This window comes from Nocardia sp. NPDC003963, assembly GCF_053605105.1.
This window is the reverse complement of record NZ_JBSGIP010000046.1, coordinates 1-16289: the sequence shown is the minus strand read 5'-3', so window position 1 is coordinate 16289 and position 16289 is coordinate 1. Positions and strand designations below refer to the sequence as shown.

Here is a 16289-nt window from a genome sequence, read left to right as displayed (position 1 = left end):
CGGGGCGACGGCGCCGGACCCGGCCGGCGACCCCCCGCCCACGCTGCAAAGTACCAGGCCCCTCGGGTTGCCGCCCGGTCACACTCTGCTCTCGCCCGCCGTGCTCGCCCAGGTGCCCTCACCACATGTGATGCACTCGACACGGCAGGATTGGCCAGGGGTGTAAATTCTATGCGGGACAATCGAGACATATTTGGAGATGTGTATGAAATTAACTCTGTCTCCCGACGAGGTCGCCTTCCGTGACGAGTTGCGGAAGATCTACACCACCGCGATCCCGGCCGAGATCCGGGAGCGCGTGAAATACGGTCACGAACTGTCCCGCGAGGACGTCGTGACATCCCACCGAGCGCTCAACGAGCACGGCCTGGCCGTACCGAACTGGCCGGTGGCCTGGGGCGGCAAGGACTGGACCCCGATGCAGCGGCATCTGTGGCAGGACGAGATGCAGCTGGCCAGCGTGCCGGACCCGCTGACCTTCAACGCCACCATGGTCGGCCCGGTCATCGCGCAGTTCGGCTCCGAGGAACTGAAGAAGCGGTTCCTGCCGCCCACCGCCAACCTGGACATCTGGTGGTGCCAGGGCTTCTCCGAGCCCGACGCGGGCTCGGACCTCGCCTCGCTGCGCACCACCGCCGTCCGCGACGGTGACTCCTACATCGTCAACGGCCAGAAGATCTGGACCACCCTCGCCCAGTGGGCGGACTGGATCTTCTGCCTGGTCCGCACCGACCCGAACGCCCCGAAGAAACAGGCCGGTATCTCGTTCCTCCTGTTCGATGTGAAATCGCCCGGCGTCACCATCCGGCCGATCAAACTGATCGACGGCGGCTACGAGGTCAACGAGGTCTTCTTCGAGAACGTCCGGGTCCCGGCCGATCAGCTGGTCGGCGAGGAGAACATGGGCTGGACCTACGCCAAGTTCCTGCTCGGCAACGAGCGCACCGGTATCACCGGGGTCGGGCGCACCAAGGTGCGGCTCGGTGTGGCCAAGGAATACGCGGCCGCCACCCGATCCGGTACCGGCACTCTGCTGGAAGACCCGCTGTTCGCGGCCCGGATCGCGGAACTGGAGAACGAACTGCTCGCGCTCGAGCTCACTCAGCTGCGGGTGGTCTCGAACTCTTCCGAGGGCAAACCGAATCCCGCGTCGTCGGTGCTGAAGATGCGCGGTTCGGAGCTCCAGCAGGCGGCCACCGAACTGCTGCTGGATATCGCCGGCCCCGACGCCCTGCCGGTCCACGCCGCCGATATCGCCTCACCGGAATGGGCACAACGCACCGGCCCGAGCTATCTCAACTACCGCAAAACAACCATCTACGGAGGTTCCAGCGAGGTGCAGCGCACCATCATCGCCTCCTCGATCCTCGGATTGTGAGGTCAGGTAATGGATTTCGATCTCACCGATGAACAGGCCCTACTCCGCGATACGGTGCGCGACCTGCTCAACCGCCACTACAACCCCGAATCCCGGCTCGAGGCCATCGGCACCGAACTGGGCTGGAGCCGGAAGGTCTGGGGTCAGCTCGCCGAACTCGGCGTGCTCGGACTGAGCTTCACCGAGGACGACGGCGGTATGGAGGCCGGCCCGGTGGAGACCATGCTGGTGCTCGAGGAGATCGGCCGCCGCCTGGCGCCGGAGCCGCTGCTCGACGCGGTCCTGGTCCCGGGTGGGCTGATCAGCGCGGTCGGTACCCCCGAGCAGCGCCGGCGCATCCTGCCCGAGGTCGCCGCGGGGTCGAAACTGCTGGCCTTCGCCCACGGCGAGCCGGGTACCCGCTGGCCCGACCATGCCGTCGCCACGACGGCGACCGCCCAGGGTGCGGGCTACACCCTCAGCGGAACCAAGAATCCCGTACCGCACGGCGACTGCGCCGACGACCTGGTCGTCAGCGCGACCCTGCCCGACGGCGGACTCGGGCTCTTCCTGGTCGCCGCCGACGCCACCGGAGTGAACCGCACCACGTTCGCGACGGTCGACGGCCTGCGCGGCGCCCAGGTGGTCCTGGACAGCGCACCGGCCGAACTGCTCGGCACCGGCGGAGACGCCACCGGCGCCGTGCACGAGGTCCTGACCCGGGCCCAGGCCGCGTTGTGCGCGGAATCGGTCGGGGCGATGGAGGAATCGCTGCGCCTGACCACGGACTATCTGAAAACGCGCAAACAGTTCGGCGTCACGCTGTCGAAGTTCCAGACCCTGACCCAGCGGGCCGCGAACATGTACGTCTCGCTGGAACTGGCCCGCAGTATGAGCCTCTATCTCACCGCCTCGCTGGTGGACGCCGGCGATCCGGTGATCGCGTCCCGGGCCCGATTGCAGATCAGCCGGTCGGCACGGCATATCGGCCAGGAATCGATCCAGATGCACGGCGGTATCGGCGTAACCTCCGAATACCCGGTCAGTCACTACGTGGCCCGGCTCACCGCCATCGAACGCACCCTCGGTAGCTCGCTCGAACATCTGCGGATACTGACGGCGCAGGTCGCGGACTACGCGCTACCGGAGCTCTGAGCCCCGGCCGGCCGCTCCGGCCCCGGACCCCCGGTACGGCTCACCGGGCGTCCGGCCGGAGCAGGCCGGACACCTCGGAATCCGCGAGCTGGTGGAAATCGCGGTAGGCCCCGCCCACGCCCGCCAGCGCCGAGGGCGCCAGCGGGCACACCACCTCGTCGGCTTCGGCACCGATCCGGTCGAGTGCCTCGGGCGCCGAGACCGGTACCGCGACCACGATCCGCCGGGGCTGCCGGGCGCGGGCCACCCGGCAGGCCACCACCACGGTCGCACCGGTGGCCACCCCGTCGTCGACGATCACCACGGTCCGATCACGCAGCGGCACCGGTGCCCGGTCACCACGCCACAGGGTGCGACGCCGGTCCAGTTCGGCGCGTTCGGCCGCCTCGATCGTGTCCAGCCGCTTGCGGTCCAGCCCGGTCTGGCGCAGAACATCGGCATTGACCACCCGCACCCCGCCCTCGCCGATCGCGCCCGCCGCCAGTTCGGGCTGCCAGGGCACGCCGAGCTTACGGACCAGCAGGATATCGAGATCGCCGCCGATGATCTCGTGGACGGCCGCCGCCACCGGAACCCCGCCGCGCGGCAGTCCGAGCACCAGGGGATGCTCCGCACGCAGGTGCGTCAGTTCGCTTCCCAGCGCGCGCCCGGCGGTGACACGGTCGGCGTAGAGCATTACCTCTCGACGCTACTCGCCTCCGGCGCCGCGACGGTGAATCTGCGCAGGGCGAGGCTCGGATTGGTGCGCCGGGTCCGGTGCACCGAACCGGAGTCCAGCTCCGCGAGGGCGATACCGGGTGCTTCGGCGAGTTCGCTCAGCACCCGGCCCGCCGGGTCGACGATCATCGAGGCCCCGGCACCGCGCGGACCGCACTGATCGGCCGCGGCCAGGTAGACGGTGTTCTCGATGGCCCGTGCCCGCAGCAGTGTGGTCCACTGATCGACCTTGCCCGGCCCGGGGATCCACTGCGCGGGCAGCAGCAGGACCTGCGCACCCGCGGCGGCCAGCCGGCGGAAACCCTCCGGGAACCGGAGATCGAAACAGGTCTGCAGACCGAAGGTGAGGCCGTCCGCGGTGAACAGTGGCGTTTCGTCGAGCGGACCCGGCGCGACGACCTCCGATTCCCGCTGACCGAAGGCGTCGTAGAGATGCACTTTGCGATAGCGGGCGCGCAGCGATCCGTCGGGACCCAGCACCACCAGTGTGTTGTGGATCCGTTCGTCTCCCGGTGGGGCCGTCTCCACGACCCCCGCCACCAGAAACACCCCGGTCTCGGCGGCCAGTTCGGCCAGCGCGGTGACGAACGGACCGTCGAGCGGCTGCGCGGCCGTCAGGGCCCGCTCGTCGAGCCGGCCGAGGGCGAACATCGAGTACTCGGGAGCCACCACGATCCGCGCCCCCTGCTTCGCCGCGGCACGCACCTGAGTGGCGAGTGCGGCGAGATTGGCATCGATATCGTTATGCGGTGCGAACTGCACAACCGCGAGAACTGTGGCGCCGTCTGGTGGGGGGTCGGAGAGGTCGGCGGGGTCGGCGTTCATGCTGACACCGTATGGCCCGGTGGGCCGGACAACCAGGCCGTACCAGTAAACTCCTGGTCAATGAGCACCAATGAGGGCGACGACAGCCTCGGCGAGAACCCTGGCGAGACCGAACCCGAAACCGCCGGACCGTCCTTCGCAGATCTCGGTATCGATGACCGCATCCTCTCGGCCATCGCCGATGTCGGCTACGAATCGCCCTCCCCCATCCAGGCCGCGACCATCCCTCCGCTGCTGGAAGGCGCGGATGTGGTGGGCCTGGCACAGACCGGTACCGGTAAGACGGCGGCCTTCGCCATCCCGATCCTGATGGGACTGCTGCAGGAACGTCCCACCGGTAAACAGCCCGCCGCGCTGGTGCTCGCGCCGACCCGGGAACTGGCGATCCAGGTCGCCGAGGCGTTCGGCCGCTACGCGACGCATATGCCGGGCACTCATGTGCTGCCGATCTACGGCGGCCAGAGCTACGGTGTGCAGCTGTCCGGTCTCCGGCGTGGTGCGCAGGTCGTGGTGGGGACGCCCGGCCGCGTGATCGATCACCTGGAGAAGGGCACGCTGGATCTGTCGCAGCTGCGCTATCTGGTGCTCGACGAGGCCGACGAGATGCTCAAGATGGGGTTCCAGGAGGATGTCGAGCGCATCCTCGCCGATACCCCGGCCGATAAACAGGTGGCCCTGTTCTCCGCGACCATGCCCGCGGCGATCCGCAAGATCTCCAAGCAGTACCTGCGCGAGCCGGTCGAGATCACGGTCAAGGCCAAGACCAGTACGGCCACCAATATCGCCCAGCGCTGGGTGCTCGTCTCCCATCAGCGCAAACTCGACGCGCTCACCCGGATCCTCGAGGTGGAGTCCTTCGAGGCCATGATCATCTTCGTCCGCACCAAACAGGCCACCGAGGAGCTGGCCGAGAAACTGCGCGCCCGCGGCTTCTCGGCGGCTGCCATCAACGGCGATATCGCCCAGGCCCAGCGTGAGCGCACCATCGGCCAGCTGAAAGCGGGCACCCTCGATATCCTGGTCGCCACCGATGTCGCGGCCCGCGGTCTGGACGTGGACCGGATCTCGCATGTGGTGAACTACGACATCCCGCACGACACCGAGTCCTATGTGCACCGGATCGGCCGCACCGGCCGCGCGGGCCGCAGCGGTGAGGCCCTGCTGTTCGTCGCGCCCCGGGAACGGCATCTGCTCAAATCCATCGAACGCGCGACCCGGCATCCGCTCACCGAGATGCAGCTGCCCAGCGTCGACGATGTGAACGCGCAGCGGGTCGCGAAATTCGGCGACGCCATCACCGAGAATCTCAGCTCGGACAATCTCGCGCTGTTCCGCAAGCTGATCGAGGACTACGAGCAGGAGCACAACACCCCGCTGGCCGATATCGCGGCCGCGCTCGCGGTGGCCGCGCAGGACGGCGAGAGCTTCTTCCTCGAACCCGAACCGGAGCCGGTGGAGCGGCCGCGCCGCGAACGGACGCCCCGTCGTTTCGAGGAGGGCGGTTTCGACGAGCGCCGCGGTCCGTCCCGGCAGCGCACCACCGATGCCGAACTGGCCACCTATCGCATCGCGGTGGGCAAACGGCATCGGGTGGTGCCCGGTGCGATCGTCGGCGCCATCGCCAACGAAGGCGGCTTGCGACGCAGCGATTTCGGGCATATCAGTATCCGGCCCGACCACAGCCTGGTGGAACTGCCCGCCCAGCTGCCGCCGGAGACCCTGGAGGCCCTGCGCCGCACCCGGATCAGCGGCGTACTGATCCAACTGCAGCTCGACCAGGGCCCGCCCGGACATCGCCCGATCGGCCGCGGCCCCCGGCGCGAGGGTCCGAAACGGCAGGATCGCCGGAAACCGCGTTCCTGAATCCACGGTCTGATCCACCAGGTCGGGCCCGGTGGTTACAGTGGGCCCGTCCGGTCCGCAGGCGAGCACCGGCCGGTGTCGTCCGGTCCGCAGGCTGCGTCGGGCGGTGTATCACTGGGCGTAGGAGGGCCGTGGGTGTTCGTTGTCGGTGATCGGGTGGTGTACGGCGCCACGGATCTGGTGCGTGCCGCGCGCTGCGAATTCGCGCTGCTCCGCGCCCTCGACGCCGAATTGGGCACCGTGGCCCCGCTACCCGACGACGACGGGTGCGACACGGCCGCTTCCGGTCGAGATATCCGCGGCGCGCCGGAATTCGAGCGGGTGCGCGACGCCGTCCGGGAACGGTACGCGGGCACTCTGATCGAGATCGCCCGGCCCGGAACCGGTTCCGGCGAGCTCCCCGCCCTGTCCGGGGCGCACACCGAAACCCTCGCCGCGCTCACCACCGACCCCCCGGCGATGGTGGATCCCTCGGTCTTCGACGGGGAAGTATTCGCGCACACCGAACTACTGACCCGGACCGCCGACGGATTCCGGCTGCACGGAGTGGGCGGACCGGAAGCGGTCGCGACAGCATTGCGGATGACCGTCGCCGCCGCACTGCTGGCGGAACGGTCGGTGCGGATCGACCCGCTGCTCTCGGTCTACTCGGATACCGGGACCCACACCGTCGCGCTCGCCGATACGCTGCCGCTGTACCGAGCCCGGCGGCGGCGGACCACGCGGATCCTGGACGAACATTCCAGCGAACTGCTTCCGGTGCAGTGGGGTGATCCGCGCTTCCGCGCCTGCTACCGATGCGCCGTCTGTCTCGCAGCGCGGGCCGAGGCGCGGGATCTGCTGCTCGTCGCCGGCATGGATCTGCCCACCCGAGCGGCATTGCGTGCCGTCGGCGTCACCACCATCGACCGGCTCACGACCCGCACCGTGGCCGCACCGGAGATACCACCGCGGGTCCTGGCGCGGCTGCGTACCCAGGCCGTCGTCCAACTCCGGCAGGAGCATTCCGGCCGCGGTGAGTACGTCGCGGCCGATCCCCGCGCACTCGATATGCTGCCGCCCGCCACACCCGGCGATCTCGCTCTCCAGGTGCACGAGATACCGTCCGGCCGGGTACGGATCGAGATCGCCGCCCGCGGGGCGGTCCGCCTGACCCGCGAGATCCCGCGCGAATCGACATCCGAGCGGCTCGCTCCCGCACAGCGGCGCGAGCTGCGCGCCGCCGGGCGCCGCGCCTTCACCGATATCCTCGCCGCGCTCACCGAACCGCTGCTGGCCGACCCCGATCTGCACATCTACCACTACACCGCCGCCGCCCGTACCTTCCTGCTGCACACCGCCGCCCGCCTCGGCTCCGGTGAGGAGACCGTGGACGTACTGCTGCGGACGGGCACGCTGGTGGATCTGTATCCGATCTTCCGGGGCGCCTTCGTCGCCGGTGCACAGACCTACGCACTACCGGCGATCGCCGCGGTGACGGGCGACCGGCCGGGCGGGTCCGACGCCCTCACTGTGCTCCGGCTCGCGGACAGGTTGCGTGACCAGCAGGGCGCCCCGGCGAGCGTTCCGCCCACCGGGCCGGTCGAGACGCTCGACCGGCTGCTACGCGAAACTCCCCCGGCACAACCTTCTTCCACCGAGGCCGCGCTGGCCGAGTTCGCGGCCCGGCAGGAGACCGCGGATCCCGCGGCTCCGGTGCGGCCGTACCGCGTCGCGGAGCTGACCGCCGCGCTGCTCGGTTTCCACCGCCGCGCACAGCAGTCGGCGTGGTGGGCGCATATCGACCGGTTGACCCATCCGCTCGCCGAGTGGACCGCCGAGCCGCGGGTCATGGTGGCCGATTCCGCGGCGGTGGATACGAAATGGCATATCGGCCCCGGTGATACTGTGCGGCGGTTTCTCCGGCTCACCGGGCGCCTGGCCGGTCCGAGTCCGGCACCGGGTACCGCGGTCCGGATCGTCTACGAACCGGCGGTCCGTGCGCCCCGGGCCATCCGGACCTGCGGAACCGCCACCGTCCTAGGTTGTTCGGTGGACGCGGATCACGCCGATATCGTCCGGCTGGAGGAGACCCTGGCTCCCGGAGCCGAACCGCACAGCGAACTACCGGTCGCACTGGTCCCCGCGCTCCCGGATCCGCCGGCCGGCGCCGCGGACGCGATGGAGGATATCGGCAGGCAGCTACTGGTCACCCTGCCGTCGATTCCCGCCACCGCTCTGTTCGACCTGCTCGCCCGCCGCCCGCCGCGACTCCGCACCGGCCCCGAGTTGCCGCGTTCCGGTGACGATCCACGGACAGCGATCACCGCGGCACTGCGCGCGCTGGACCGGTCCTGTCTCGCGGTGCAGGCACCGACCGGTACCGGCCGCAACGCCATCCTCGCCGATGTCCTCGCCGCACTGGTCACCGAGGACAATTGGCGTATCGGGATCGTCGCGCCCACTCCCGCGCCGGTCGAGAACCTGCTCGACGCGGTGGTGCGGGCAGGTGTCCTGCCCGAGCTGGTCGCCAAGAGCGAAGCGGTGGCCGTGGCCCCCGAATGGCTGGTGCTCGAGCCCGGGCGTTATCCCCGATTCCTGGCGAACGCCATCCGCGGCTGTGTGGTGGGCGGTACACCCGCCGATTTCAGCGATCCGGCACGTATTCCCCGCGATTCGCTGGACCTGCTGGTGATCGCGGACGCGAACGCCGTTCCGCTGGCCACCACCGCGGCCGTTTCGGTGAGCACCCGCAACCTGCTGCTCACCGGTGATCCGACCGCCCGTCACGACCCCGATCCGGGTCCGCACCCGGAGCCGGTGCACATGCCGGCCCTCACCTGGTTCGCCGGCGGCCGGCCCACCCTGCCCCCGGACCACGGCTACTTCCTGGGGCTCACCCGGCGCCTGCATCCACTGGTGAGCGATACGCTCGCACAGCTCTACTTCGAGGATCGGTTGCGTGCGGCGCCCGAACCGGCCGGGCCCGCCGATGCCGTACCGCCCGGGATCGTCGCGGTGCTGGTGGATCATCACGGGAACAGCACTGCCGCCGAAGCCGAAGCCCGCGAGGTCCTGCAACAGATCCGGGACCTGCTGGGACAGTATCGCCACGACGGCAGCGGATCCCGGCCGCTTCAGCCGCACGATATCGTCGTGGTCTCACCGCATCGAGCGCAGGTGGGCAGGATCCGAACGCTGTTGGCGCGCGCCCGGTTCGAGGAAGTGCTGGTGGGCACGCCGGAGTTGCTGCGCGGGCGTGAGGCCGCGGTGGTGCTGGTCTCGCTCGCGGCGTCGAGTCCCGAGGATTCTCCGGTGCCCGTCGGCGCACTGCTGTCCCCCGCCCTGGTGCACGATTCGGTGGGGCGGGCCCGCCGCCGGACGGTGATCGTACGTTCGGTGCTGCTGACCGAATTCCTCCCGGAAACACTGGAAGAATCGGCGAATATCTCCCGTTTCATCCGCCTGGGAAACAATTGACTGATTTTCACATATTTCGCACTCGCCGAGACAGTTCGTATTCGGCCGCCGGAATAGGATTCGTATGCCGGAAAGGGAAAGCGATCATGCGGCACGGCAGAACCGAATTCGGCCGGAGTTCACCCGAAACATTTACCTTCGCCGCGATATGTCGGTACCGCCGTCCGTGTACCGTCACCGTCCACCAGATACAGCCGGTCGAACCGTTCGCACAGTTCGCCCGCCTTGGCGTGCCGGAACCAGACCCGGTCGCCGACCTGCAGTCCGGCGGCGCCGGACAGCGGCGTCTGCACCTCGCCGGCCCCCTCGGTACCCAGCAGGCGCAATCCCTTCGGCCACACCGGTTTCGGTACGCGAGAAGCCCCGGCCGGACCGGACGCGATATATCCTCCGGCGAATACCGTGGCTATTCCGGATGCGGGCCGCCGGAGTACGGGTAGCGCGAAATACAGTGCGGGACTGGGCCGGAACGATCGGTAATCGTCGAAGAGCGTCGGCACGTACAGACCCGATCCCGCGGTGATCTCGGTGACACCTTCGGCCGCGGCGGATAATTCGACGGAGCCGGTACCCCCGCTGTTGACGATTTCCAGCGGCCCGGTCACCGACCGTACCGCGTCCAGCACCGCGCTCCGGCGCCGGCCGATCTCCCGGGCGGATGCCTTCTTCACCAGCCGCACCGGCAGCGAAGCATCCGGGAGCCCGGCGATCTGCGCCTCGTAGGTCATCAGCCCGACCACCCGGAAGCCCCGGGCGCGCGCTGTCCGGGCCAGTTCGGCGGCCTGTTCGGGCGTCCGGATCGGCGACCGGCGCACGCCGAGGTGCACGGGCCCGATTCGCAGCGACGCGTCCACGTCCACGCAGATCCGCGGCTGGACGGTGGCGCTACCGAGCGCGGCCCGGATCAGATCGAGCTGATCACTGTCGTCGACCATCAGGGTGATCGCGTCGAGCAGTACGGGATCGGCGCCCAGTTCGGCCAGTGCCGCGCGATCGGCGGTGGGATATCCGAGCAGTACGTCGCGAGCGCCCCGGCCGACCAGCCAGATCGCCTCGGCGAGCGAATACGACATGAGGCCGGCGAAACCACCCGCGGCGGTCAGCCCGGAGCCGAGCACTTCTTCGAGCACGGCGCGGCAACGCACCGATTTACTGGCCACTCGGATGGGGCGCCCGGCGGCCCGGCGGACCAGGTCGGCCGCATTGGCGCGCAGGACCGGCAGATCCACGGCGGCCAGGGGCGGATCGAGATCGGCGGTGGCCGCGTGCAGGGGGGCAATCGGCGAGGTCGCGCTCACCCCGACCACTCAACCATTGAACTGGTCAGACGTCCAGCTCTACGGCGCGGGTTTCAGGCGTCGACCGCGCGGGTGACCAGATTGGATACCAGATCGTCGAAGGCGACCAGGACCACTTCGTCGTCACAATCGGCCAGCCACCGCAGCACCGACCCCTGAACCACCATGATCACGTAGGACGCCACCGATTCGACCGGCTCGATCCAGCGGGTACCGGACCGAGCGGCGCACAGCTCCAGCCACTCGATCACATCGCGCTGCTGAGCCTTCTGCCGTGCGGAGATGACCGGGTCGGGCTCGTAGTCGGGACCGGAATCCCAGTGCCGGCACAGTGACTGCACGGTCTTCGAATACGCATGGATCTGCTGCACCGGCGTCGCTTTGACCAGCGGCCAGTAGGCGCTCACCCCGGCGTGCAGCATCACCCGCAACGCCCGTAATCCGGTGATATCCAGTACCGCATCTGCATGATCGACCGCCTCACGCACGGCCGATCGAATCCGGACCTCCGCTATTTCTCCACGTACGCCCAACGCAAGCTCCCTCGGCAAACAACTCGCACACACCGGGCCGATTACTCGGCACCGAAGCGGCCGGCCGGATCGAGTAGGCATTGGTCGGGAACTGGCAGCCTAAACAATCCGTCTTCTCGATATTAGAAGGTTTTCAGGGTTTGAGAACAGTTCTGACGGGAAACTCATACCCGAAGACTGTTTTTACGGCCCCCAACGGGCCGCCACCGCATACCCGCAACCTCGGTGCGCGCACTCCCGGCCCACCCTGGGCCGGGCCCGGCGAGCTTACCCGCACCGCCCTGGCGCCTCATGACAGAGACCATCGGATAGTCTACGACCACCTCCCACCGATCTTCGGCTGCTGTGCGGCATCACACAACGGCCGCCGTCCGGCGCCGGTTAGCCTGATGCGGTGACAAGCTCTCCCATCGCCGGGCATCTGCGGATCAGCGGCACATTCAACTTTCGGGATCTCGGCGGATTGCGCACCAGCGGCGGCGGGACGACCAGGTCCGGGGTCCTGCTCCGTTCGGCCCAGCTCAGCAGGCTCGACGACGCCGGCCACAGCACACTCCGGGAACTCGGGGTCGGCGCGGTCCACGATCTGCGCGGACACCGGGAGATCGAGCGCGCCGGCGCCGACCGGTTGCCCTCGGAGATCCGCCTGAGCATCACCCCCTTCGACGACGGGACGGTCACCGCCCCGCCGCACGAGGCCGGCGCCGACCGGCAGGACGCCCCGGGTGCCGCGCTCGCCTACATGATGGATGTGTACCGCAACTTCCCGGCCCGGCCCGAGGCCCATGCCGCCATCACCGCGCTCGCCGAGGCGATCGTCGCCGATCGCGGTGCGGTCCTCGTACACTGCGCCGCCGGCAAGGATCGCACCGGTTGGACCATCGCCACGCTGCTGCGGGCGGTCGGGGTCACCGAGTCCGAGATCCTGGGCGACTACCTGCTGAGCAACGAGGCCGTGGCCGAACTGCGCACATCGCTGAAGGACGAACTGGGCGCGGATCTGCCCCAGGCCGTCCTCGAAGTGCGTGAGGAGTACCTGCGGGCCGGCGTGGCGTCCGGTATCGAACTGCACGGCGACTTCGAGGCGTATCTGGCCGCAATCGGACTGACCCCCGACCTGCGCGAGGGATTGCGGCAACGTCTGCTCGCCTGATTCTCAGGCGCTGCGCCGGACCAGACCGTCGGCGCCGATGCTCACATGATCGCCGGTATGGAACCAGCTGCCGGTGAAACGATCGGCGGTGCGCTGCGGATCGTTCCAATAGCGCCTGGTCACATTGGGGCCGCGGCACAACAGCTCACCGTGGCCCGCGGCGGCACGCGGCCCGCACAGCGCGAGCTCGGTACCGCCGAACGGGAACCCCAGCACCGCGCCGTCACTGTCCGCGGCCGGCCCGGCCGTGGGCCCCAGGGCGAGTCCGATACCGCTGGTCTCGGTGGCACCCCATACCGACCACTGGCGGGCGGACGGAAAGACCTCGCCGAGATCGGCCGGGACCGGATCGCCGGTATCGGGGCGGTGACCCGCCGTGCTGATCCGGATCACCCGCTCGGTACACAACCCCGCGGACCGGCTCGCGGCCAGCTCCGGCAGCAGACCGCCGAGGATGCGGGTACTGGCGGCGAGGGTGTCCACGCCCTCGGTGGCGATCGCCGCCGCGACCCCGGCCGGCTCCTGCGCCAGAACGACGGTGCCGCCGACCGCGAAGGTCGGCAACAGCTGGTCCACGCAGCCGCTGGCATATGCCAGCGGCTGCAACACCAGATTCCGCAGACCGTCGGTGGGCAGATCCAGGGCGGCCACCATGGACCGGATGGCCGAGAGCAGATTCTCGTTGGTGAGTTCGACCCCGGTGGGGATACCGTTCGCCCCGGCGCCGCTGGTGTAGCAGAGCAGGCCGAGATCGTCGAGTGCCGCGCCGTCGTCGATGAACGCGGCGCCGTCCGGCAGATCGGCGGCGCGGTGGGCACCACTGCGAGTGGCACCGCAGCCACGGTCGAGCGCGCCCAATACGAAATCGGCGTCACTGTCGGCGATCACCCGGTCGGCCAGTCCACCCGGTAACCCGTGGTGCACCAGCACCGGTACCGCGCCGCTGAGCAACGCCCCGAGGAATGCCTGGACCCAGCGCACACCGGGCGGCATATGCACGGCGACCCGGTCCCCGTAGCCGATCCCGTGTTCCTGCAGCCCCCCGGCCACCCGCGACGCCGAATGCCACAGCTCCCGGTAGGTGAGCCGGCCACCCCCGACCTCGACCACCGCCTCCCGGTTGGAGAAGGCGTGCACCTGCAGATCGAGCAGTTCGGTGAGGGCGGGACTGAGGTTGCCGTAACGCAGGATCCCGTCCGCGCCTCGGGACAGCGGAGCCGCGGTACCGGCGTCGACGATATGGAACTCCACCAGATCCGGCCGGGCGGCGGGCGGACCACCCGTCCGCTCCCCGGCCGTGGCAGGACCGGTCGCAGGCCCGATGGTCGTGGTCGTACCGGCTTGCATCGGACCTCCGCACAGTCGAACAGTCAGGCACCTGTGACTATATGACGCAGATCACAAAACCGGGTGCGGAGTCGGCGAATCGCCGGAATCGATTATCGAATCGTCATCCCGGCAGACCGGCCGGTCGCCCGCGGACCCACTGATACCCGATCCGCCGAACGGCGGCCACGTCGTATCAGCGCCCCCGGAAAGTCGCCTTGCCCGGGCCCAGCTCCAGGAAACTGCGCACTGCCCGCGGCAGATCCTCGGTACCGAACAATTCGCCGGACACCTGCGGGGTCACCGAATCCGCGTGCGCCACCCCACCCGACCGCCACGCTTCGACGATCCGTTTGGTAGCGGCGTGCGCGCGGGTCGGACCCTCGGCCAGCCGGTGGGTCAGCGCGACCGCCGCGGTGTCGAGATCCTCGTGGATCCGGTTGACCACACCCCATTCGCGCATGGTCTCGGCGTCGTACAGATCGCCGGTCATCACCAGTTCACGCGCCCGCCCGGAACCGGCTCGTTCGGCCAGCCGCTGCGGCCCGCCCATCGACGGGGTCAGTCCCACCACGATCTCCACCAGTCCGAACTTCGCCTTCGGTGCGGCGAGGATCAGGTCACAGGCCAGCGCGATCTCGAACGCGGCGGTGAGGGTGAGCCCGTGCGCGGCGAAGATCACCGGGCACGGCAGCGCCTCGATCGGATGGCCGATCCGGTCGAACAGGTCCTGCCACAGCCGCGCACCCTGCGCGGCGGTGAGGCCGTCGAAAGTGTGCACATCCACACCACCCGAGACCACCTTGCCCTCCGCCCGGATCAGCAGCGCCCGCGGCGGCCGCGCCGTCAACTCGGCGATATCGGCGACCAGCGCGTCGAACATGGCCCGGTCGAACAGGTTCAGCGGCGGGCTCGCCAGCGTGAGGGTGGCGACTTCGGCACCGCCGTCGGTGACCGTACGTTCCAGTCGGGTGCGTTCGGTTGCGCTCATACCGTGATTATCAGGTATGAGCGGGGGCCCTCCATGGCTACGCTCCGCTACCGCCTCCGGGCCTGACCCGCTCATACCGTCAGCTTATGGGCCGGCCCTGCAAGACTGGTGCCATGACCGACTCGGAAACCGCACAGGGCACCTACGTCGAACCGGGCGAATTCAAACGCGACACCAACTACATCACCACCCGGATCACCGCCGACGGCCGCGACGGCTATCCGGTCGAACCGGACAGGTACCGGCTGGTCGCCGCCCGTGCCTGCCCGTGGGCCAACCGCACCCTGATCGCGCGCCGCCTGCTCGGCCTGGAATCGGCGATATCGCTGGGTCTGTGTGGACCCACCCACGACAAACTCAGCTGGACCTTCGACCTGGACCCGGGCGGCGTGGACCCGGTCCTGCAGATCCCCCGCCTGCGTGACGCCTACCTGGCCCGCTTCCCCGACTATCCGCGCGGCATCACCGTCCCCGCGATCGTGGATGTACCGACCGGACAAGTCGTCACCAACTGCTACCCGCAGATCACCATCGATTTCTCCCTCGAATGGACCGAGTACCACCGCGAAGGAGCGCCCGAGCTCTACCCCGAAGCCCTGCGCGCCGAGATCGACGAGGTGAACGCCCGCGTCTTCCGCGAGGTCAACAACGGCGTCTACCGGTGCGGTTTCGCCGGCGCCCAGGACGCCTACGATGCCGCCTACGACCGACTGTTCACCGCCCTGGACTGGCTGTCGGACCGGCTGGCCGGACAGCGGTATCTCGTCGGCGACACCATCACCGAAGCCGATATCCGGCTGTTCACCACCCTGGCCCGGTTCGACCCGGTCTACCACGGCCACTTCAAATGCAACCGGAGCAAACTCAGCGAGATGCCCGTCCTGTGGGCCTACGCGCGAGACCTGTTCCAGACCCCCGGTTTCGGCGACACCATCGACTTCGCGCAGATCAAAGACCATTACTACAAGGTCCACACCGACATCAACCCCACCCAGGTAGTCCCCAAGGGCCCCGACCTCGCCAACTGGCTCACCCCCCACAGCCGCGAAACCCTCGGCGGACGCCCCTTCGGCGACGGCACACCCCCACCCCCACCGATTCCCGCCGAGACCGTTCCCGAAAGCCACGGCGCGCGCTAGCCGATCTCCCGGAACGCCCCTCCCCAGCCCGAATTCCACAGAGCCCACACCACGAACGGAAGCCCACACCACGAACGCCACAGATGAGCCCGCACGACAAATCTGGTCTCTATGCCGACCAAGTCGTCAATGCTCCACACCCGGCATGCCGATGTGGCCGTAAACGCCCCACAACCGCATCCCGACCAGGCCGACAACACCCCACAACCCGCATGCCGACCTGGCACGCCCCCACAACGCGCATGCCGACAGTCCGTCGAGTACCCCCGCAACCCGCATACCAGCCTGGCCGACAACGCCCCACAGGCCGACCAGAACATTCGAATGCCACCGCACTCCGCATGCCGACCCGGCCGTCGATGCCCCCCGCAACCCACCCGAGTCGAGTCTTACGAGACACCACAAAGGGTTGAGGCCCGTCCCGCCGTTCAGGCCTCGAAGCGCATGCGCCGAAGGCGCGAGTCTCGAGGCCC

Annotated in this window: 12 protein-coding genes; 6 read left to right on the top strand and 6 right to left on the bottom strand. The window is 68.9% G+C overall.

Features of this window, described 5'->3' with window-relative positions:
* The first annotated feature begins 205 nt into the window (after nt 1–205).
* Nucleotides 206–1378, top strand: a complete 1173-nt coding sequence (locus ACWEWT_RS33505; protein ID WP_452564860.1) for an acyl-CoA dehydrogenase family protein — start codon at nt 206–208, stop codon at nt 1376–1378.
* A 9-nt stretch (nt 1379–1387) separates the two neighbouring features.
* Nucleotides 1388–2512, top strand: coding sequence for an acyl-CoA dehydrogenase family protein (locus ACWEWT_RS33500; protein ID WP_452564859.1), 1125 nt, complete (start codon nt 1388–1390; stop codon nt 2510–2512).
* A 40-nt stretch (nt 2513–2552) separates the two neighbouring features.
* Here ACWEWT_RS33500 and ACWEWT_RS33495 read toward each other — a convergent pair whose 3' ends face one another.
* Entirely contained in the window at nt 2553–3188 is a 636-nt protein-coding gene (locus tag ACWEWT_RS33495; RefSeq protein WP_452564858.1) for a phosphoribosyltransferase, read from the bottom strand.
* Nucleotides 3188–4054 carry a carbon-nitrogen hydrolase family protein gene (locus tag ACWEWT_RS33490; protein WP_452564857.1) on the bottom strand — a complete coding sequence of 289 codons (867 nt, stop codon included), beginning with the start codon at nt 4052–4054 and terminating at the stop codon, nt 3188–3190. Before ACWEWT_RS33490 ends, ACWEWT_RS33495 begins: the two co-directional genes overlap by 1 nt.
* Nucleotides 4055–4114: 60 nt before the next feature.
* Between ACWEWT_RS33490 and ACWEWT_RS33485 the strand changes: the two genes are divergently transcribed.
* Together ACWEWT_RS33485 and ACWEWT_RS33480 are read left to right on the top strand one after the other, a co-directional pair.
* On the top strand, nt 4115–5917 hold the full coding sequence (locus ACWEWT_RS33485) for a DEAD/DEAH box helicase (RefSeq protein ID WP_452564856.1): 1803 nt from the start codon (nt 4115–4117) through the stop codon (nt 5915–5917).
* A 135-nt stretch (nt 5918–6052) separates the two neighbouring features.
* Nucleotides 6053–9376 (top strand): AAA domain-containing protein, encoded by a 3324-nt coding sequence (locus ACWEWT_RS33480; protein WP_452564855.1) that lies wholly within the window; start codon nt 6053–6055, stop codon nt 9374–9376.
* A 119-nt stretch (nt 9377–9495) separates the two neighbouring features.
* Here the strand turns inward: ACWEWT_RS33480 and ACWEWT_RS33475 are convergent, their stop codons facing one another.
* Nucleotides 9496–10683, bottom strand: a complete 1188-nt coding sequence (locus ACWEWT_RS33475) for an amino acid deaminase/aldolase (protein ID WP_452564854.1) — start codon at nt 10681–10683, stop codon at nt 9496–9498.
* Between the two features lie 44 nt (nt 10684–10727).
* Nucleotides 10728–11162 (bottom strand): TetR family transcriptional regulator, encoded by a 435-nt coding sequence (locus ACWEWT_RS33470; protein ID WP_452564853.1) that lies wholly within the window; start codon nt 11160–11162, stop codon nt 10728–10730.
* Between the two features lie 439 nt (nt 11163–11601).
* On the opposite strand from ACWEWT_RS33470, the gene ACWEWT_RS33465 reads away from it, so the two are divergent.
* Complete coding sequence (locus tag ACWEWT_RS33465) at nt 11602–12360, top strand: tyrosine-protein phosphatase (protein WP_452564852.1); 759 nt, start codon at nt 11602–11604, stop codon at nt 12358–12360.
* A gap of 3 nt (nt 12361–12363) precedes the next feature.
* Here the strand turns inward: ACWEWT_RS33465 and ACWEWT_RS33460 are convergent, their stop codons facing one another.
* Nucleotides 12364–13707 (bottom strand): class I adenylate-forming enzyme family protein, encoded by a 1344-nt coding sequence (locus ACWEWT_RS33460; RefSeq protein ID WP_452564851.1) that lies wholly within the window; start codon nt 13705–13707, stop codon nt 12364–12366.
* Between the two features lie 175 nt (nt 13708–13882).
* On the bottom strand, nt 13883–14677 hold the full coding sequence (locus ACWEWT_RS33455; protein ID WP_452564850.1) for an enoyl-CoA hydratase/isomerase family protein: 795 nt from the start codon (nt 14675–14677) through the stop codon (nt 13883–13885).
* Between the two features lie 113 nt (nt 14678–14790).
* Between ACWEWT_RS33455 and ACWEWT_RS33450 the strand changes: the two genes are divergently transcribed.
* Complete coding sequence (locus tag ACWEWT_RS33450; protein WP_452564849.1) at nt 14791–15816, top strand: glutathione S-transferase family protein; 1026 nt, start codon at nt 14791–14793, stop codon at nt 15814–15816.
* Nucleotides 15817–16289: the final 473 nt, after the last annotated feature.

Coding starts and splice junctions, on each gene's coding strand:
- ACWEWT_RS33505 (WP_452564860.1), top strand. CDS start 206: ATGAAATTAACTCTGTCTCCCGACGAGGTCGCCTTCCGTGACGAGTTG.
- ACWEWT_RS33500 (WP_452564859.1), top strand. CDS start 1,388: ATGGATTTCGATCTCACCGATGAACAGGCCCTACTCCGCGATACGGTG.
- ACWEWT_RS33495 (WP_452564858.1), bottom strand. CDS start 3,188: ATGCTCTACGCCGACCGTGTCACCGCCGGGCGCGCGCTGGGAAGCGAA.
- ACWEWT_RS33490 (WP_452564857.1), bottom strand. CDS start 4,054: ATGAACGCCGACCCCGCCGACCTCTCCGACCCCCCACCAGACGGCGCC.
- ACWEWT_RS33485 (WP_452564856.1), top strand. CDS start 4,115: ATGAGCACCAATGAGGGCGACGACAGCCTCGGCGAGAACCCTGGCGAG.
- ACWEWT_RS33460 (WP_452564851.1), bottom strand. CDS start 13,707: ATGCAAGCCGGTACGACCACGACCATCGGGCCTGCGACCGGTCCTGCC.
- ACWEWT_RS33455 (WP_452564850.1), bottom strand. CDS start 14,677: ATGAGCGCAACCGAACGCACCCGACTGGAACGTACGGTCACCGACGGC.
- ACWEWT_RS33450 (WP_452564849.1), top strand. CDS start 14,791: ATGACCGACTCGGAAACCGCACAGGGCACCTACGTCGAACCGGGCGAA.